The sequence below is a fragment of the Nocardioides immobilis genome (genome assembly GCF_003515065.1).
Lineage (GTDB): Bacteria > Actinomycetota > Actinomycetes > Propionibacteriales > Nocardioidaceae > Nocardioides > Nocardioides immobilis.
Window position 1 is genome coordinate 60,350 of the sequence record NZ_QXGH01000040.1, and the last position, 15,500, is coordinate 75,849.

Genomic DNA, 15,500 nt, shown 5'->3' on the forward strand with positions numbered 1-15,500 from the left:
GCCAGCGCGGCCTCGGCTGCTTCGGGAAGCCCCGTCAGGCCGGCTTCTCCTCGGCGTCCGCCCACAGGCCTTGCTTGATCAGGCTCTCGATGAGGTGATCGGCGCCCTCGAGGATGTGGACCTCCATGAGGGAGCGCGCCTTCTTGGTGTGTCCCTTCCTGAGGGCCTCGAGGAGGAGTGGGTGATCATGGGATGCGCCGGCGACCTGACCCTCGATGGTGGCGTAGAAGCGGTTCGGGAGGTGCTTCACGACAGCGCCCTGAAGCAGCGCGAGTCGGTGGGAGTTGGCCGCGAGGTTCACCTGGCGGTGGAACTGGTGTCCGATCTCGGCGATTGCTTCTTCATCTCCGCTCGCGATGGCGGCGTCGTACTCCTTGAGATTCTCGTCGAGAGCCTTGAGCTGTTCGGGCGTGATGTTGACGGCAGCGCGAGCCGCGAGCTCGGCGCCAAGCTGGGCCTGCGCCCAGAAGAGGTCGCGAATGTCCTGCTGGGTGAAGGGAGCGACGACGAACCCGCGTCGAGGCTCGAGACGCACGAAACCCTCGCTCTTAAGAGCCAAAAGCCCCTCCCGTACGGGCGTGTTGCTCACGCCGACGGCCTCCGCGATGGGCTCCATGCGCAGGAAGTCGCCCGGTCTGACGGCGCCGGAGATGATGAGCTCGCGCACGTAGGTGGCGACTTCTTCGGGAAGTTGGGTTCGCTTGCGGCTCCGTGCCGCCGCGATCCTGTCCTGTGTCATCTGCCCTCTCCCAAGTCACTATCGTATGGAATGCACTATACCTGCTATAGCACCTTGGTTCCGCTCGATGTGCCGTGTCCGGGGGAGTCGTGCCTCCGTCGCTAGGTGAGCAAAAGTATAATATATGTGCTGTGACCATTCCCTACGCCTCTTGTTCCGTGACATCGGGCGGGTCTCCAGGAGGCGGGAAGATATGGCAGCTATTCGGCGTGCTGGTGTTTCCGGCCGCGGTGGCCGTCCATGCCATGTTGCCAGTGCTGGCCCTCGGCTCGATCGCGTTCGGGATCAGGGCCGACATCCAGTTGAGTGTCGCCGACATCGGTCTGGCCTTCTCTTCGTTCTTCCTGTGCTCGGCCGTGTTCACGAGTGCCGGGGGTTGGCTGGCAGTGAGGTCTCGGACAAGCACGGTTGCGCGCGCAGGAACGTTGTGCAGCTCCTTGTTGTTCGTGGGTCTCGGAGCTGCGCCCAACCGACCAGTGTTCCTGATGCTCTGCCTCGGTGCCGGTGTCGTGAACGGGCTGTTGACACCCTCGCTGAACATCCTCATCACCAAGATCGTGCCGGTGAACCGGTGGGGGCTGGCGTTCGGGCTGAAGGCTGCCGCGGCTCCGGCGGCGGCGACCTTCGCGGCGCTCGGTGCCTACTGTGTGGCCGAGCTCGGCGTCGACTGGCGCTCTCTGTTCTGGTCCTGCGCTGTTGCGGGAGGCCTCCTGTTCACACTGTCGTGGAGGCTGGGAAGGGACGAGGTCGAGACGGACCGCCGCGAGCAACGTCAGAGGATGCGGCCGCAACGGTCCCTCGTCATCCTTGGCTTCGGCGGTCTCTGCGGCTCGATCGGGACGTCGGTCCTCACGCCGTTCACCGTCGAAGGGTTGATCGACGCGGGACAGACACCGAGCAGTGCCGCGATCCTGCTGGCTGTCGGCGGCTGGGTGGGAATCGTCTCCAGGGTCGCGGTCGGAGTGCTGTCCGACGTGTGGCCCGAGCCGCTGTGTCATCTGCGGGCCACGTCGGCGATGCTGGTGGCCGGATCCCTGAGCATGGTGGTCCTCGGAGCGGGCGGGCCGTTCGGCCTGCTGCTGTCGGCGACCCTGGTGGCGTTCGGGCTGGGTTGGTCCTGGCCGGGGTTGTTGCACCACGCGGCGTTGGCAACGCACGCGCACAATGCCGCGGTCGCCACGAGCTACATGCAGACCGGCACGTTTCTCGGTGCTCTGATCGGTCCGTTGTGCTTCGGGTTCGTGGCTCAACAGGTGTCGTTCCCCGCGGCCTGGTTCATCTCCGCAACGAGTGCGCTGCTCGGGGCAGCCTTCATGATGGCGACTGTTCGGGAGCTGAAGCCTCACCACCCGCCGAACGACAGCCCTCCGTTGACACTCACGGTCTGACCGGTGATCTGGGAGGCGTGCGATGACGCGAGGAACGTGACCGCGTCGGCGACGTCGTCGGAGGTCGGGGGTTGTCCGAACGGGAATCGGGAGATCGCCTTCTCGAACAGACCGCTCTGGAAGCTCTCCTTCTCGAAGATGCGATCCCAGGAATGAGTCCCCGCCGTGAGTGTCATCGAGACGGTGTTGACGCGGATGTGGTCGCGAGCCAGCTCGCGGGCAATCGTCTTCGTTGCTGCGATGACGCCGGCTGCGTACGCACCGATGATGCTCTCACCGCGCGTGGCGTGGCGCGCCGCATCCGTGGTGAGCATGACGATCGCGCCACCGGGACGGCCGCGTAGATGGGGGATGGCCGCATGCACCGGATACATCCGTGACAGGAAACGCGTCAGCAGGCCGCTCTGGATCTCGTCGGGCGCCATGTCGGCGAAGGGCTTGGGGTCGCCTGTTCCTTGCGCGCCAGCACTCACGAGGACGTCGATCGCCCCGAAGTGGTCCACCGTCTCGGCGACCGCCCGTGCTGCCTCGTCGTAGACGTAACAGTCGGCGAGCGTCGTCTGGACGTTCGTAGAGATCTCTCGGAGTTCATCGAGGGCGGCAGTGGCGCGTTCTGGTGTGCGCCCGTTGATGACGACGTTGGCGCCGCCGGCCAGGAACCGGGCAGCCGACTTCAACCCGGTGCCGCTCGTCCCGCCGGTGACGAGCACGGTCTTGCCCTGCCACGTCAATGTGTTGGTTTCCATCATCGTCTCCTCGAACGGGGTGTGACCTCTGCGGCCGGTCGGCACAGCTGCGCCGGCGCTCGCAGTCAGAGCCAGGAGCGCGCAGCCACCCGCTCGAGCACGGAGATCGCGTCACCGATGCCGGCGGGCTCGTAGGGCATCTCGAGGATCGCCTCGTGGAAGCCCAGCTCGGCGTAGCCGAGCAGGTTGTCCCTGTCGATGGGACCTGACTCAGGGTCCGGACCACTGCCGGGCTTTGCGACCAGTCGCAGGTCGTTGAAGTCGCGGTTTGCCTCGTCGCATGCTTCCTTGAGCCGCAGGATGTGGCCCTCGAGCGCCTCGAGGCTCTGCTTGGCCGGCAGCCAGCCGTCGCACGACGTGGCGATAAGCCGCATCGCCATCGGGCTGAAACCGCCCCAGAGGAACTCGATCGGCGACGGCGCCGTCGGCTTCATGATGAACCGCTTCTCGACAGGCTCGTCGTGTTCACCACGCACGATGTAGGTCCTCGCTCCTTCGGTGATGAGTTGCTTGATCTCGGCGATGTCCTTGCGTGCTTGCGTGCCGCGCTTCTCGAACGGCATGCCGACAGCGTCGTACTCGTCACGCAGCCAGCCGGTGCCGACACCGAAGGAGAAGGGGCGCTCGGTCAGCCACGAAATGGTGGCGAGCTGCTTGGCCAGGAGCGTGGGCTTGCGCAACGTCATGATGACGATGCTGGTGCCGAAGCGTGCCTCGGGGAGCTGAGCGGCCAGCCAGGTGAGCTGGAGCAGGGGGTCGACCCACGGCGTGTGGGCATTGAATCCCGGCGTACCGCTGGAGGTGTGGGGATAAGCCGACATGCTCGTCTCGGGCATCACGACGTGGTCCCCCACCCAGAACGAGCTGTAGCCCATGTCGAGGGCGGCTCGGCACATCTTCACCAGCTCGGCGGGCGGCAAGTTGTCGCTGGGGAGGGGCAGCCGTACGCCGACGGGAATGGGAGGGGTGGGTGACATGGTCATCTCCGTTTCGGACCGATCGGTTGTCGCACATCATATATGACAGTAGTCGATATGCAGACTGCGCTAGGAAGGGGTGCCAGTTGGCCGGGCGTCTACACCGCCGTCGGCGGCGTCATCGCCGTCGTCTGTCCCTACGAGATCGCTCTCGCAATGGACGAATCCCGTTCTGCACCCAGGGTCGCCTGCGTGCGCGACACCCACCAGGCCCCGTCATTCGTAGAGAACGGCGAATCGCCCGGTGTTCTCGCCTCGTCGCAGGCGTTCAATCGCGTTGCCGATCTCGCCGAAGCCGATGCACTCGGTGTCCGAGACGAGATGACCGTCTGCCATCAGCTGCAGAACAGCAGCATTTCCTTCGTTCGTCCCGCCCTGCGAACCGATGAGCTCGATCTGGCGCATGGTGAGGTTGACCAGGTCGACCGTGCCCATGCGAACAGCGAGTCCGACCTGGACGACCCGGCCGCCAGGTCGGACGGTGTCGATGGCGGCCGCCGTCGTGGTGCCGAATCCGGCGAAGTCGATGATCGAATCGAGCTCCAGGTCGGCGAAGTCGTGGATTGACCTGGAGACTGCGGAAACGCCGGATTCGATGATCTTGGCATGGATCGACTCGTTGGTCTCGGCCACGTATACCTCGGCGCCGGCCCGCATGGCCATGAACGATCCGAGGGAACCGAGTCCGCCGAAGCCGATGATCCCGATCTTGTCGCCGGCTTTGGTAGCGGCCCTCGAGATCACCGCGTGGTACGACGTCATGCCCGCATCGGTAGACACCGCCGCCTGGTCCCACGGCACTCCCTCGGGGACGTGGACCAGCTCCGACGTCCGTACGGCGATCCGAGGTTGGAAACCGCCGTTACAGGCGCAACCCGGTCCGTCGACGACGGACCGGACCGCGACCCTGTCGCCGACCGCGAAGTCATTGACGCCCTCGCCGAGCTCGCGCACTATCCCCGCGACCTCGTGGCCCAAGGTGATGGGGCGGTAGGCTAGGAACTCGCTGATCGTGCCGTCCAACATGCCGATGTCGCTGTGGCAGATTCCGGCGCCCTTGACGTCCAGGATCACCTGCCCGGGCGCCGCGACGGGCTCGTCGACCTCCCTCAGTGCGATCGGCTCCCCATCGCCTGTGTACTGCCACGCCAGCATCTGTGTCTCCTTCGTAGAGTGGTTGATCTCGCACGTGAGGCCTTCTGCTCCGTGCGCAGGCGACGGGGTCTACTCAGTCGAACCCGAGCTGTCGGCGCATCCGGCCCAGGGGCCTGATCAGACCCTCCTGCGCCAGTGAAGCAACCGGCCGTCCGTCGGCGCTGTAGACAGTGGCGAAGGACAGGCCCCGGGCCCCGCCCGCCCACGGCGACCTCTGGTCGACGAAGAGCCATTCATCGGCGCGGGCGTCCTCGTGGAACCACACGGAATGGTTGAGCGTGGCGCGCGGTAGTTCAAGGTCGCCGAACACGGGGCCGTGGGGAAGCAGCGAGGCCGAGGTCATCGTCAGGTCGCTGAGGTAGGCGACGATGTGCCGATGCAGGACCGCGTCATCCGGCAGCCGGTCCTTGACCCGGACCCACAGCTGCTGCACGGCCGGCGTCCGGCCCACCCGTCCCTCCAGATGACCGGACACATAACGGAGGTCGAGGCCGGACCACTCGACCCGCCACTCGTTGCCGGAAAGGTTGCTGAAGGCGGCCATGACCTCGTGCGCGAGCGGAAGTCCCCCCGGGGGTGGCGCGATCGGCATCGGGATCTGGTGAGACAGTCCCTGCTCCCGGGGTTGGTAGGACGCGAGCAGCCGCAGCACGGGCCGCCCGCCTTGCCGGGCAATGACGGCGCGAGCACTGAAAGAGCGCCCGTCGCGGAGACGCTCGACCTCGAACTGCACCGGCTCGCCGTGGCGACCGACGTCCAAGCAGATCGTCTGAAGCGAGTGCACGGGCCTGCCCGGGTCGACCGTGCGGGTGGCCGCGACGAGCGCCTGCGCGATCAGCTGGCCGCCGTACACCTTGGCGAGGAGGGACTCTCCCGGGTGGCCGCCCACATACCGGTCCGCCCCGTCGTCGTTCAGGTTGAGGATGCGGACGAGCTCTGCGGCATTGGACGGCACGATGTTCCTTAGCGATAGTCTACGTATCACGTATGATGCATGATCTTTCCAAGTGTTCCCTTCACCTAACATTACGATCACGTATGATGTACGAGATGCCCCGGCAATGCTGAGGCACCGGATCCCCGGCGGTCGTCGGCTGATGAATGAGGAGCGCACGTGTCGGGCACAACGAGAACCGGCGGGCAGGACCTCGCCGAGGCGGCTGCCATCGCGATCATCATCAGAGGTCGCTGCGTGAAGCCTGAGGCCACCTTCGAGGTCGTCAACCCCGCGACGGGCCGCTTCCTCGCGAATGCTCCTGACGCGACGCCGAAGCAGCTGGACGACACGATGGAGGGTGCGCTTGCGGCTTTCCACTCCTGGAAGGTCGATGACGCCGCCCGGGTCGCCGCGATGTACGCCGCCGCTGAGGTGATGGAGCGTCACGCCGCCGATCTGGCGCAGATCCTCACCGCCGAGCAGGGCAAGCCGCTACGTGAGTCGGTCGCCGAGGTGGAGACGACTGCCCGGTGGTTCCGCTGGTATGCCGACCTGGACATTACGCCGGAGGTGGCTGAGGACAGTGACGTGCGCCGAGTGGTGGTCCACCGGCGTCCACTGGGCCCGGTCATCGCGATCGCGCCATGGAACTTCCCGATCCAGAGCGCGGGCAAGAAGGCCGCGCAGGCGCTCCGCGTGGGCAACACCGTTGTCGTCAAGCCGTCGCCGTTCACGCCGCTCGCTACCCTCAAGTGGGTCGAGGTCCTCCAGGGCGTCCTCGCGCCCGGCGTGGTGAGCGCCCTCTCGGGCGGCGCACAGCTGGGCTCGTGGATGACATCGCACCCGCTCACCCGCAAGATCAGCTTCACCGGATCAACCGCGACCGGCAAGCTCGTCGCCGCCGCAGCGGTGCCGGACCTCAAGCGCACGACGCTCGAGCTGGGCGGCAACGACGCGGCGATCGTCCTGGACGACGCCGATCCCGCCGCCATCGCGGCCGGCATCTTCGACCGCGGGTTCGTGAACTGCGGTCAGACATGTGCCGCCATCAAGCGCGTGTATGTGCCGGAGAAGCTGCACGACGAGCTGGTGGACGCACTTGCCGCCATCGCCGACAACAAGGTCGTCGGCGTGGGGACCGACCCCACCACCGACTATGGACCGGTCAACAACCGCATCCAGCTGGGCATCGTGACGGACTTGGTCGAGGATGCACTGCACAAGGGCGCGCACGCCGCGGCAGGCGGCACACGCCACGACGGAGAGGGCTACTTCTACCGCCCGACGATCCTCAGCAACCTCGATGACGGCGTCCGCATCGTCGACGAGGAACAGTTCGGGCCGGCCCTCCCGGTGATGTCCTACAAGACCCTCGACGAGGCTCTGGCTCGCGCGAACGACTCCAAGTACGGCCTCGGCGGCTCTGTTTGGACGTCCGACCTCGAGCGCGGCGAAGCAGTCGCCGACCGGATCGAGGCCGGCACCGTGTGGGTCAACAACCACGCGCAAACGCTTCCGCATCAGCCGTTCGCAGGAGCCAAGTGGAGCGGCATCGGGGTCGAGAACAGTCGCCTCGGCATGCTCGAGTTCACCCAGGTGCAGGCTGTCCACGTGGCCCGTTAGGCCACCGGCACCGCTAACAGGAAGGCTTCACCATGGCAGGAGAGCACCTCAAGATTCAGGCCCGCCGAGTGGTCACCGGAGTCGACGCCAACGGCAAGTCCGGTTTCGTCGAGGACGGACCGACCCCGGTCCGGGTGGCGACCCCCGGGTTCACCGTGTGTGACATCTGGACGGTCAAGGAGCTGCCGACGCCGGTCACGAACGAGGACGGCACCAGCGGAGACGTCCTGCTGGACCCACCGCGCGGCGGGTTCATCTACCGCATCACCACCTTCCCGCCCGACAGCGAGTGGGACGCGGCCGCGGAGTACCAGTCCTCCTTGGAGGCGATGAGCGGCGGCGACGCCCAGCTCGACGACGAGGAGACCGGGGTCGCCGGGATGCACCAGACCGACACGATCGACATCGTCACGATCATCTCTGGCGAGCTCTACGCCGTCACCGAGACAGGCGAGACACTCCTGAAGCCCGGCGACTCCCTCGTGCAGCGGGGGACGGTCCACACATGGCGCAACCGCGGCGACATCCCCTGCACGAAGGTCGCCGTCCAGATGGGCGCGACGCGCTGATCGGTCCGCTGCCCGATCCCAGTTCGACGACAAGACAAATCGAGGAGCGAAGTAGATGCGTGGCGTGGTGTTCACCGGAGACCGGAAGATCGAGATCGGCACCTTCGACGAACCGAAGGCTGGAACGGGCGAGGTCGTGATCGAGATCAAGGCCTCGGGCATCTGCGGCAGCGACCTCAAGTTCTACCGCCTCGGGATGAAGGAGGCGCTGGCTTCGTTCGGGACCGGGCCAGGGGCTCTCGAGGACGACATGCGGATCATCGCCGGACACGAGCCGTGCGGCATCGTCGCGGAGGTCGGCCCCGGCGTCGATGCGTCCATCGCGGTGGGGGACCGTGTCATGGTCTTCCACTACACGGGTTGCGGCCTGTGCCGAGAGTGTCGGGCTGGCTGGACCCAACTGTGCGAGCGCGGCACCGGACTCATCGGCTCGACCGTCGATGGCGGCCACGCCGACTACATGGTCGCCCCGGCAGTGGCAGTGCTCCCGCTGCCGGACGAGTTGAGCTTCTCCGCGGGCGCGGCTGTTGCGTGCGGCACCGGTACGGCGTACGGCGCCCTGCAGCGGCTCGAGCTCACGGCAGCCGACACGATCGCGATCTTCGGTCTGGGCCCGGTCGGCCAGGGTGCGGTGCAACTGGCTACCGCGATGGGCGCGCCTGTCATCGGCGTCGACATCGCGAGCGAGCGGGTGACCATGGCAACAAAGTTCGGAGCCACTCACGCGATCGACTCAAGCACGACGGACCCCGTCGAGGCGATCCGCGAGCTGACCGGCGGCCGCGGCGTGACCCGCGCGCTCGATGTATCGGGTGCGCCTTCGGGTCGCCAGGCAGCGGTCGTCAGCACGGCGACCTGGGGCAAGGTGGCCTTCGTAGGCCACGGCCCAGCCACCGAGATCGACATCAGCCGGGATGTGATCCGCCGGCAACTGTCGCTGATCGGTTCGTACACCTTCTCCGATCAGGCCATGTACGACTGCGCTCGCTTTATCGCCGACCACGGGATCGACGCCGACGCCGTCTTCACGCATCGCTGGACCCTCGATCAAGCTGAGGAGGCCTACGTCGAGTTCGACAAGCAGGCCGGGGGCAAGGCGGTCTTCGAGTTCTGAGCGTCACCCATTTCGGGTTGCCGAGACGCTGGCGTGCCCGGCGCCAGCGCTCAGTCGCCGCGGAAGCGCGCGACGGCGCTTCCTGCGAAGACGGGCGATCGGCCTCGCGCGGTTGTCTCCACCTGAAAGGTGACGTTGGGGCCGTCCGGGTCTCGGTCCACGGCCGCAACGGTGACGACGCACATCAAGGTGTCGCCGGGGACGACGGCGGCGAGGAACCTTCCGCCGAACGAGCGAAGTGTTGCTGGTCCGATGAGTGACGTGATGAAGCTGGCCGTCAGGCCCATCGTGAACATCCCGTGGGCAATGACGGCGTCCCGCCCGGCCTTCTGCGTGGCGAACGCCTCGTCGACGTGGACGCGGTTGAAGTCCCCCGAGGCTCCGGCGTACTGCGCGATGTGAGGCCGGGAGAGATCCTCGGCGAGGAGCCCGGTGAACTGTTGGCCGACAGCGAAGTCGGCGCTCTGTGCGTCAGGCATCGGCATCCTGCGAGATGGTGCGGACGCTCACCTTGCGAGCTCGGACCAGCACGTCGCCGTCCGAGCGTCGGTATTCGGTCACTGTCTCGCTGAAGTCGAGCCGACCGGACCGGCCGTTCTTGGTCCAAGTGCGTCCTTCAAAGGCCTCCACCACGACCTGTTCGCCCGCGCGAAACGGCGCAAGGTACTCAAAATGCTGTTCGGCGTGGACCATGTTGGGGCTTCCACCGAAGTCGGGGGAGAGGGTGGGCAGGGACGGACGAGTGCGTGACGTGGGATCGAAGTGGTCCAAGGCTCGAACGAACGTCGGTGGGGTGACGAGCTGCTCCCCGGTCCCCGCCGCGAGCTGATCGCCGTATACGGGATCGGTGTCTCCGACGCTGCGAGCGAACAACATGACGAAGCCGGCCTCGACCGGAGCTGTGTACGCCACGGGTTTCTCGCCTCCGTCGTGGGGTAGTCGCGCCCTTCCCGAAACTGTAGGATGGTTTGCGATCGTACACAATGCATAATGCTGAAAGGATCTCTGTGGATACCATCGCCGTGATCGGGGGTACGGGCCCGCAGGGACGGGGCCTCGCCTACAGGTTCGCCCTCGCCGGCCACGAGGTCGTGCTGGGTTCCCGAGACGCGGCTCGAGCCCAGGAGAAGGCCGAGGAGATCAACGGCAGGCTGGAACGCGCTCTGGTCGTGGGCGCTAGCAACCCGGAGGCCGCTGGCAAGGCCGACCTCGTCCTGCTAGCGGTGCCATGGGACGGACACGCGGCACTGGTCGCCTCCCTGGCGCTCGATCTTGCCGGCAAGGTCGTCATCTCCTGCATCAATCCTCTGGCCTTCGATGAGGACGGCGCCTACGGGCTGGTCCTCGAGGAGTCGGCTGCCCAGGAGACGCAGCGGCTGGTGCCCGGTGCGCGGGTCGTCGGCGCCTTTCACCACGTCGCCGCGCTGTCCCTCTGGAAGACCCCTGAGCTGCTTGCGCACGAGGACGTCCTGGTGTGCGGCGACGACCAGGAGGCCAAAGGGGTCGTGCAGGACCTGGCGGCATCTGTGACAGGCAAGCGGGGGATCGATGCCGGGTCACTACGGCTGGCCCGCCAGTTGGAGCCCCTGACAGCGGTGCTGATCGGCATGAACAAGCGGTACAAGACCCGCACGGGTGTTTCGATCACTGGTCTCAAGGACGTCTGACCCGTGACTGACCTCCCCATGCTGTCCGCTCCGCAGGCGCAGCCCCACTCCCGTGAGGTCGCGCGAGCCGTGACGCGTGTCGAAGGAGGGAGGTCGGTCGACCTCGGAGAGGTCCGGGCACTGCTTGCGGCCACAGGACCGGAGCTCGACCGTTTGATGGTCGTTGCGCGGCGGGTCCGGGATGCAGGCCTCGAGCAGGCCGGTCGTCCGGGCGTCGTGACGTACAGCAAGAAGGTCTTCGTCCCGTTGACGCGGTTGTGTCGGGACCGATGCCACTACTGCACCTTCGCGACGGTGCCCGGCAAGGTCGCGTCACCGTTCCTGTCGCCGGATGAGGTCGTGGCGATCGCGACCCGGGGTGCCGAGATGGGGTGCAAGGAGGCGCTCTTCACCCTGGGTGATCGCCCCGAGGACAGGTGGCCCGAGGCTCAGGCATGGCTGGAGGAGGCGGGCTACGCCAGCACGCTGGAGTACCTGCGCGCGATGAGCGTGCTGGTACTCGAGCGGACAGGTCTGCTCCCGCACCTCAACCCCGGCGTCATGTCGTGGGCCGAGATGAACAGGCTCAAGCCGGTTGCGCCGTCCATGGGCATGATGCTCGAGACCACCTCGCGCCGGCTGTACGAGCAGAAGGGGCAGCCGCACCACAAGTCGCCGGACAAGGACCCTGCCGCGCGGTTGCGGGTGCTCGAGGACGCCGGTCGGTTGAACGTTCCGTTCACAACCGGGTTGCTCATCGGTATCGGCGAGAACCTTACCGAACGTGCTGAGTCCCTCTTTGAGCTCCGTCGCCTTGCTCGGGCGTACGGGTCCATCCAGGAAGTCATCGTCCAGAACTTCCGCGCGAAGCCTGACACCGCCATGCGTCATGTCGAGGATGCGCCGCTGGACGCGTACCTCGCTGCGATCGCGACCGTCCGCGTCGTCATGGGTCCAGCGATGCGGGTCCAGGCCCCACCCAACCTGGTCGACCTGGTCGAGTGCCGTGCGTTGCTCGACGCGGGCGTTGACGACTTCGGCGGGATCAGCCCGCTGACGCCCGACCACGTCAACCCCGAGAGGCCGTGGCCGCAGATCGACGATCTGACGTCGTTGTGTGCCGATGCCTCGTTCGAGCTGCGGGAACGGCTGACGGCGCATCCCCGGTACCTCCAGGTCCCGTGGCTGGATCCGCGTCTGCGGACGCACGTCGACGCCTTGCGTGGTCCCGACGGGCTGGCAGCGGACTCCGTTGTGCCCTTCGGGCTGCCCTGGCAGGAGCCCGATGGCGGGTTCGACGTCACGAGCGGACGGTCCGACCTGCACACCTCGGTCGATACCGACGGACGCAGCAACGATCGCCGATCTGACTTCGAGGACGTCTACGGAGACTGGGGCGCCCTGCGCGAGCACGTCGCCGCGGGCAGGTCCGTCGAGCGGTTGTCGTCTGACGTCGCGGCCGCCTTACGGGCAGCCGAGAGGGCTCCCTCTGGTCTGAGCGACGACGACGCTCTGGCGCTGATGACGGCGGCAGAAGGACCGGCGCTCGAGGCTGTCGCCGCACTCGCGGACGACCTGCGTCGTGACGCCGTCGGTGACGACGTGACGTACGTCGTCAACCGGAACATCAACTTCACCAACATCTGTTACACGGGCTGCCGCTTCTGCGCCTTCGCTCAGCGCAAGACTGATGCTGACGCCTACACGCTGTCTCTCCACGAGATCGCGACGCGGGCTCGGCTCGCGGTCGTCGCCGGTGCGACCGAGGTGTGCATGCAGGGCGGTATCGATCCCGAGATGCCTGGCACGGCGTACTTCGACATCGCCAGGGCGGTCAAGGATGCCGAGCCGTCCCTTCACGTCCACGCCTACTCGCCCATGGAGATCATGAACGGAGTGGCGCGCACGGGTCTGTCGATCCCGGAGTTCCTCATCGCCGCGAGGGAAGCGGGAGTCGACAGCCTGCCCGGCACAGCCGCCGAGATCCTCGACGACGACGTGCGTTGGGTGCTGACCAAGGGCAAGCTCCCGACGAGCCAGTGGGTGGAGGTCGTCAGGACGGCGCACGCGGTCGGTCTGCCCACCACCTCGACGATGATGTACGGGCACGTCGACCACCCCAGTCATTGGGTCACGCACCTGAAGGTCCTGGCTGATATCCAACGCGACACAGGCGGTTTCACGGAGTTCGTCCCGCTGCCGTTCGTGCACCAGAGCAGCCCGATCTATCTCGCAGGGGTAGCCCGACCGGGGCCCTCGGTACGCGACAACCGCGCTGTTCACGCCGTGGCCCGGATCATGCTCCACGGCTTGATCGACAACATCCAGTGCTCGTGGGTCAAGCTCGGACCCGACCAGTGCACGCAGGTCCTCAACGGGGGAGTCAACGACCTGGGCGGCACCCTGATGGAGGAGACCATCTCGCGGATGGCCGGTTCCACCAACGGATCCCGCAAGGAGCGGACGGAGCTCGAGGCCATGGCCGCAGCGGTCGGCCGTCCGGCGCGCGAACGAACCACGCTCTACGGCCAACCCACCGGTGCCGCGCGGAGGGCATCGTGACGAGCTGGACAGCCATCGTCCCGATCAAGCGGCTCGCTCTGGCGAAGCAAAGACTCGCACTGCCCGGGCCCGTGCGACGCGCCCTCGCTGAGGCCTTCGCCCGGGACGTGCTCGTCGCCGCGCTCGAAACGCCGGGGATCGATCGGGTCCTGGCGGTCTGCTCTGACGCGAGCCTGCGCAGATTCTGCCGTCGGCATGGCGCCCGGCTCGTCAGCGATTGGGTCCAGACGAGCGGGGACGCGCTCAACATCTCGATCATGCGGGGCGTCTCGTGGGCCGACCGCAGATACCCGAACGATCATGTCGTCGTCATCCCGTCGGACCTGCCCAGCATCGACGCGTGCTCCTTGGCGTCTGCCCTGGAGGGTGCGGTAGGTCTCGACCGCGCCTTCGTAGCGGACGCCGAGGAGTACGGGACCTCGCTGCTGATGGCGTCATCGCCAGCCCGGCTGATTCCGCGGTACGGGCATGGCTCGGCCGCTCTCCATCGGGCTGCCGGACACGTGGAGCTCACCCAGGCGCCGAGGTGCCTGCGAAGGGACGTCGACGACCTCGACGGCCTCCAGGAAGCGGTGGGGCTGGGCGTCGGTGAGTTCACGTTCTCGTCGGTGTCCGGCGCCACAGGTGCCGCCCGCATGGCGGCAGCTGGTGATCGTTGGGCCGGGATCGTGTCTGCGGCGGCGGGAGCAAGCGCGTCCGCAGGGTCGCGTCCGTGACGCGCCGCGCTGTGCGGTCCGCAGACGTCGCGGCCATCGCGCCCAAGTTCAACGATCTGACGACAGAGGTCCTGTTCGGTGACGTGTGGGAGCGGCCGGGTCTGGTGACGCGGGATCGGAGTTTGATCACCGTGGCAGCACTCGTGACGGCCTACCGTCCGGAGCAACTGGAAGGGCACCTCAGGCTGGCGCTCGACAACGGTCTGTCACGCGATGAGCTCGTAGAGGCGATCACCCACCTGGCCTTCTATGCCGGATGGCCGAGCGCGATTACGGCTCTCGGGCTGCTCATGGAGATTGCCCCTCGTCGCGCTGAGGCAGAACCGGCGCCCGCTGCCGTCTGCCCACGCGCAGGCGCTCCGTCCGGGTGCTGAGGTAGCCCTTCAGCTCGCCCATCGTGTCGTCGAGGTGAAGCACCCCAGGCTTGATGCCGCATCGTTGCGGGCGAGGCCCGGCTTCTGCCGCGGGATCTAGGACAGGATGAGGCCGAGCTCCCGCGTCCAGCCTGCGCCGCACTCACGGTTGCCGCACGAGCGAGACCATGTTTGGCCAGGTCAGCGTGCCGTGGTCTTATTTATTCACTGCGGTCAACACCGCGGTGAAGACCCGCCAGAACGCCGACGACGACATGGCTCGGCTCCTCGGCATGACGAGCACCGCTTCGTCACCCGTTGTCGCTTACCGCCGCGAGTTCGAAACACGGTCAAGGGCATCGAGGTTCTTTTGGTCTGCGCCGGGAAGGGTGTGGAGGTACTTCTGGGTGGTTTGGATCTGGGCGTGACCCATTCGCTCCATCACAGACTTGAGGTCGGAGCCGCCCGACAGTAGCCATGAGGCGTGGGCGTGGCGGAGGTCGTGGACGCGAACGGGGAAGTCCACTCCGCTGGCCTTGACGGCGGGGAGCCAGACCCGGGTGCGGAAGGTGTTGCGCGAGATCGGTGTGTTCGCCTTGGTGGGGAAGAGCAGGTCGTCTCTGCCGATACCGTGGGACTGGATGTGTGCTGCGACGGCGTCGAGCCACGGCTGGCGCATGCCGAAGGTGCGTGGTTCGTTGTCCTTAGGGTAGGGCTTGACCAGGCAGCGCTCGCCAGTAGGGGAGTGCTTCTTCGAGACTTCGACGATGGTCTCCTCGACGGTGACCTCGCGGCGGAGGAAGTCGATGTGCCTCGGCCGGAGGGCGATCAGCTCGCCCCAGCGCATCCCGGTCTCGATGAAGGTCTGCACCATCAGCCGGTGCTGCTCGGGGATCGCCGCGATCAGCCGGTCGAACTCCTCTGGCGTGAGGGTCCGTGACTTCCGGGCAATCACCTTGGGCAGCTCGGTGTGGT

Annotated in this window: 16 protein-coding genes; 8 read left to right on the plus strand and 8 right to left on the minus strand. The window is 66.7% G+C overall.

Annotated features, from left to right (window positions below; translation table 11 throughout):
* Window positions 1–34 precede the first annotated feature (34 nt).
* The gene (locus D0Z08_RS28025; RefSeq protein ID WP_118928592.1) at window positions 35–739 is read right to left on the minus strand and encodes a GntR family transcriptional regulator; all 705 of its coding nucleotides are present in this window, start codon (window positions 737–739) and stop codon (window positions 35–37) included.
* Between the two features lie 74 nt (window positions 740–813).
* On the opposite strand from D0Z08_RS28025, the gene D0Z08_RS28030 reads away from it, so the two are divergent.
* Window positions 814–2,127, plus strand: a complete 1,314-nt coding sequence (locus D0Z08_RS28030) for an MFS transporter (RefSeq protein WP_147381558.1) — start codon at window positions 814–816, stop codon at window positions 2,125–2,127.
* On the opposite strand, the gene D0Z08_RS28035 is transcribed toward D0Z08_RS28030, so the two are convergent.
* From D0Z08_RS28035 to D0Z08_RS28050, 4 genes are all read right to left on the minus strand, one after another.
* Window positions 2,082–2,876 carry an SDR family NAD(P)-dependent oxidoreductase gene (locus tag D0Z08_RS28035; RefSeq protein WP_220454411.1) on the minus strand — a complete coding sequence of 265 codons (795 nt, stop codon included), beginning with the start codon at window positions 2,874–2,876 and terminating at the stop codon, window positions 2,082–2,084. The two genes, D0Z08_RS28030 and D0Z08_RS28035, sit on opposite strands and share 46 nt — an antisense overlap.
* A gap of 62 nt (window positions 2,877–2,938) precedes the next feature.
* Window positions 2,939–3,850, minus strand: coding sequence for an LLM class flavin-dependent oxidoreductase (locus D0Z08_RS28040; RefSeq protein WP_182481523.1), 912 nt, complete (start codon window positions 3,848–3,850; stop codon window positions 2,939–2,941).
* Window positions 3,851–4,066: 216 nt separating this feature from the next.
* Complete coding sequence (locus tag D0Z08_RS28045; RefSeq protein ID WP_118928596.1) at window positions 4,067–5,005, minus strand: alcohol dehydrogenase catalytic domain-containing protein; 939 nt, start codon at window positions 5,003–5,005, stop codon at window positions 4,067–4,069.
* Window positions 5,006–5,078: 73 nt separating this feature from the next.
* Window positions 5,079–5,960 carry an acyl-CoA thioesterase gene (locus D0Z08_RS28050; protein ID WP_182481524.1) on the minus strand — a complete coding sequence of 294 codons (882 nt, stop codon included), beginning with the start codon at window positions 5,958–5,960 and terminating at the stop codon, window positions 5,079–5,081.
* Window positions 5,961–6,119: 159 nt separating this feature from the next.
* Between D0Z08_RS28050 and D0Z08_RS28055 the strand changes: the two genes are divergently transcribed.
* The 3 genes from D0Z08_RS28055 to D0Z08_RS28065 are packed head-to-tail and all read left to right on the plus strand — an operon-like array spanning window position 6,120 to window position 9,248.
* On the plus strand, window positions 6,120–7,565 hold the full coding sequence (locus D0Z08_RS28055) for an aldehyde dehydrogenase family protein (protein ID WP_220454412.1): 1,446 nt from the start codon (window positions 6,120–6,122) through the stop codon (window positions 7,563–7,565).
* A 32-nt stretch (window positions 7,566–7,597) separates the two neighbouring features.
* Entirely contained in the window at window positions 7,598–8,134 is a 537-nt protein-coding gene (locus D0Z08_RS28060) for a cupin domain-containing protein (protein ID WP_118928598.1), read from the plus strand.
* 55 nt (window positions 8,135–8,189) lie between these two features.
* Entirely contained in the window at window positions 8,190–9,248 is a 1,059-nt protein-coding gene (locus tag D0Z08_RS28065; RefSeq protein ID WP_118928599.1) for a zinc-dependent alcohol dehydrogenase family protein, read from the plus strand.
* A 50-nt stretch (window positions 9,249–9,298) separates the two neighbouring features.
* Here the strand turns inward: D0Z08_RS28065 and D0Z08_RS28070 are convergent, their stop codons facing one another.
* Window positions 9,299–9,727 carry a MaoC/PaaZ C-terminal domain-containing protein gene (locus tag D0Z08_RS28070; protein ID WP_182481525.1) on the minus strand — a complete coding sequence of 143 codons (429 nt, stop codon included), beginning with the start codon at window positions 9,725–9,727 and terminating at the stop codon, window positions 9,299–9,301.
* A complete protein-coding gene (locus tag D0Z08_RS28075; RefSeq protein WP_281271787.1) occupies window positions 9,720–10,160 on the minus strand; it encodes an FAS1-like dehydratase domain-containing protein in 441 nt (146 codons plus the stop codon). Before D0Z08_RS28075 ends, D0Z08_RS28070 begins: the two co-directional genes overlap by 8 nt.
* Window positions 10,161–10,255: 95 nt before the next feature.
* Between D0Z08_RS28075 and npdG the strand changes: the two genes are divergently transcribed.
* Genes npdG through D0Z08_RS28095 form a run of 4 tightly spaced genes read left to right on the plus strand, consistent with a single transcriptional unit; the run spans window position 10,256 to window position 14,546 of the window.
* Entirely contained in the window at window positions 10,256–10,915 is a 660-nt protein-coding gene (gene npdG / locus D0Z08_RS28080; protein WP_245994590.1) for an NADPH-dependent F420 reductase, read from the plus strand.
* Between the two features lie 18 nt (window positions 10,916–10,933).
* Window positions 10,934–13,456, plus strand: a complete 2,523-nt coding sequence (locus tag D0Z08_RS28085; protein WP_118928601.1) for a bifunctional FO biosynthesis protein CofGH — start codon at window positions 10,934–10,936, stop codon at window positions 13,454–13,456.
* Entirely contained in the window at window positions 13,453–14,172 is a 720-nt protein-coding gene (cofC, locus tag D0Z08_RS28090) for a 2-phospho-L-lactate guanylyltransferase (protein WP_182481527.1), read from the plus strand. The genes D0Z08_RS28085 and cofC overlap by 4 nt, the downstream gene beginning before the upstream one ends.
* Window positions 14,169–14,546, plus strand: a complete 378-nt coding sequence (locus D0Z08_RS28095; RefSeq protein WP_245994592.1) for a carboxymuconolactone decarboxylase family protein — start codon at window positions 14,169–14,171, stop codon at window positions 14,544–14,546. Before cofC ends, D0Z08_RS28095 begins: the two co-directional genes overlap by 4 nt.
* Before the next feature lie 304 nt (window positions 14,547–14,850).
* On the opposite strand, the gene D0Z08_RS28100 is transcribed toward D0Z08_RS28095, so the two are convergent.
* Window positions 14,851–15,500: tyrosine-type recombinase/integrase (locus D0Z08_RS28100; protein WP_245994593.1), on the minus strand; the 650-nt coding region annotated here is incomplete at its 5' end.

Coding starts and splice junctions, on each gene's coding strand:
- D0Z08_RS28025 (WP_118928592.1), bottom strand. CDS start 739: ATGACACAGGACAGGATCGCGGCGGCACGGAGCCGCAAGCGAACCCAA.
- D0Z08_RS28035 (WP_220454411.1), bottom strand. CDS start 2,876: ATGATGGAAACCAACACATTGACGTGGCAGGGCAAGACCGTGCTCGTC.
- D0Z08_RS28040 (WP_182481523.1), bottom strand. CDS start 3,850: ATGTCACCCACCCCTCCCATTCCCGTCGGCGTACGGCTGCCCCTCCCC.
- D0Z08_RS28045 (WP_118928596.1), bottom strand. CDS start 5,005: ATGCTGGCGTGGCAGTACACAGGCGATGGGGAGCCGATCGCACTGAGG.
- D0Z08_RS28060 (WP_118928598.1), top strand. CDS start 7,598: ATGGCAGGAGAGCACCTCAAGATTCAGGCCCGCCGAGTGGTCACCGGA.
- D0Z08_RS28065 (WP_118928599.1), top strand. CDS start 8,190: ATGCGTGGCGTGGTGTTCACCGGAGACCGGAAGATCGAGATCGGCACC.
- D0Z08_RS28070 (WP_182481525.1), bottom strand. CDS start 9,727: ATGCCTGACGCACAGAGCGCCGACTTCGCTGTCGGCCAACAGTTCACC.
- D0Z08_RS28085 (WP_118928601.1), top strand. CDS start 10,934: ATGCTGTCCGCTCCGCAGGCGCAGCCCCACTCCCGTGAGGTCGCGCGA.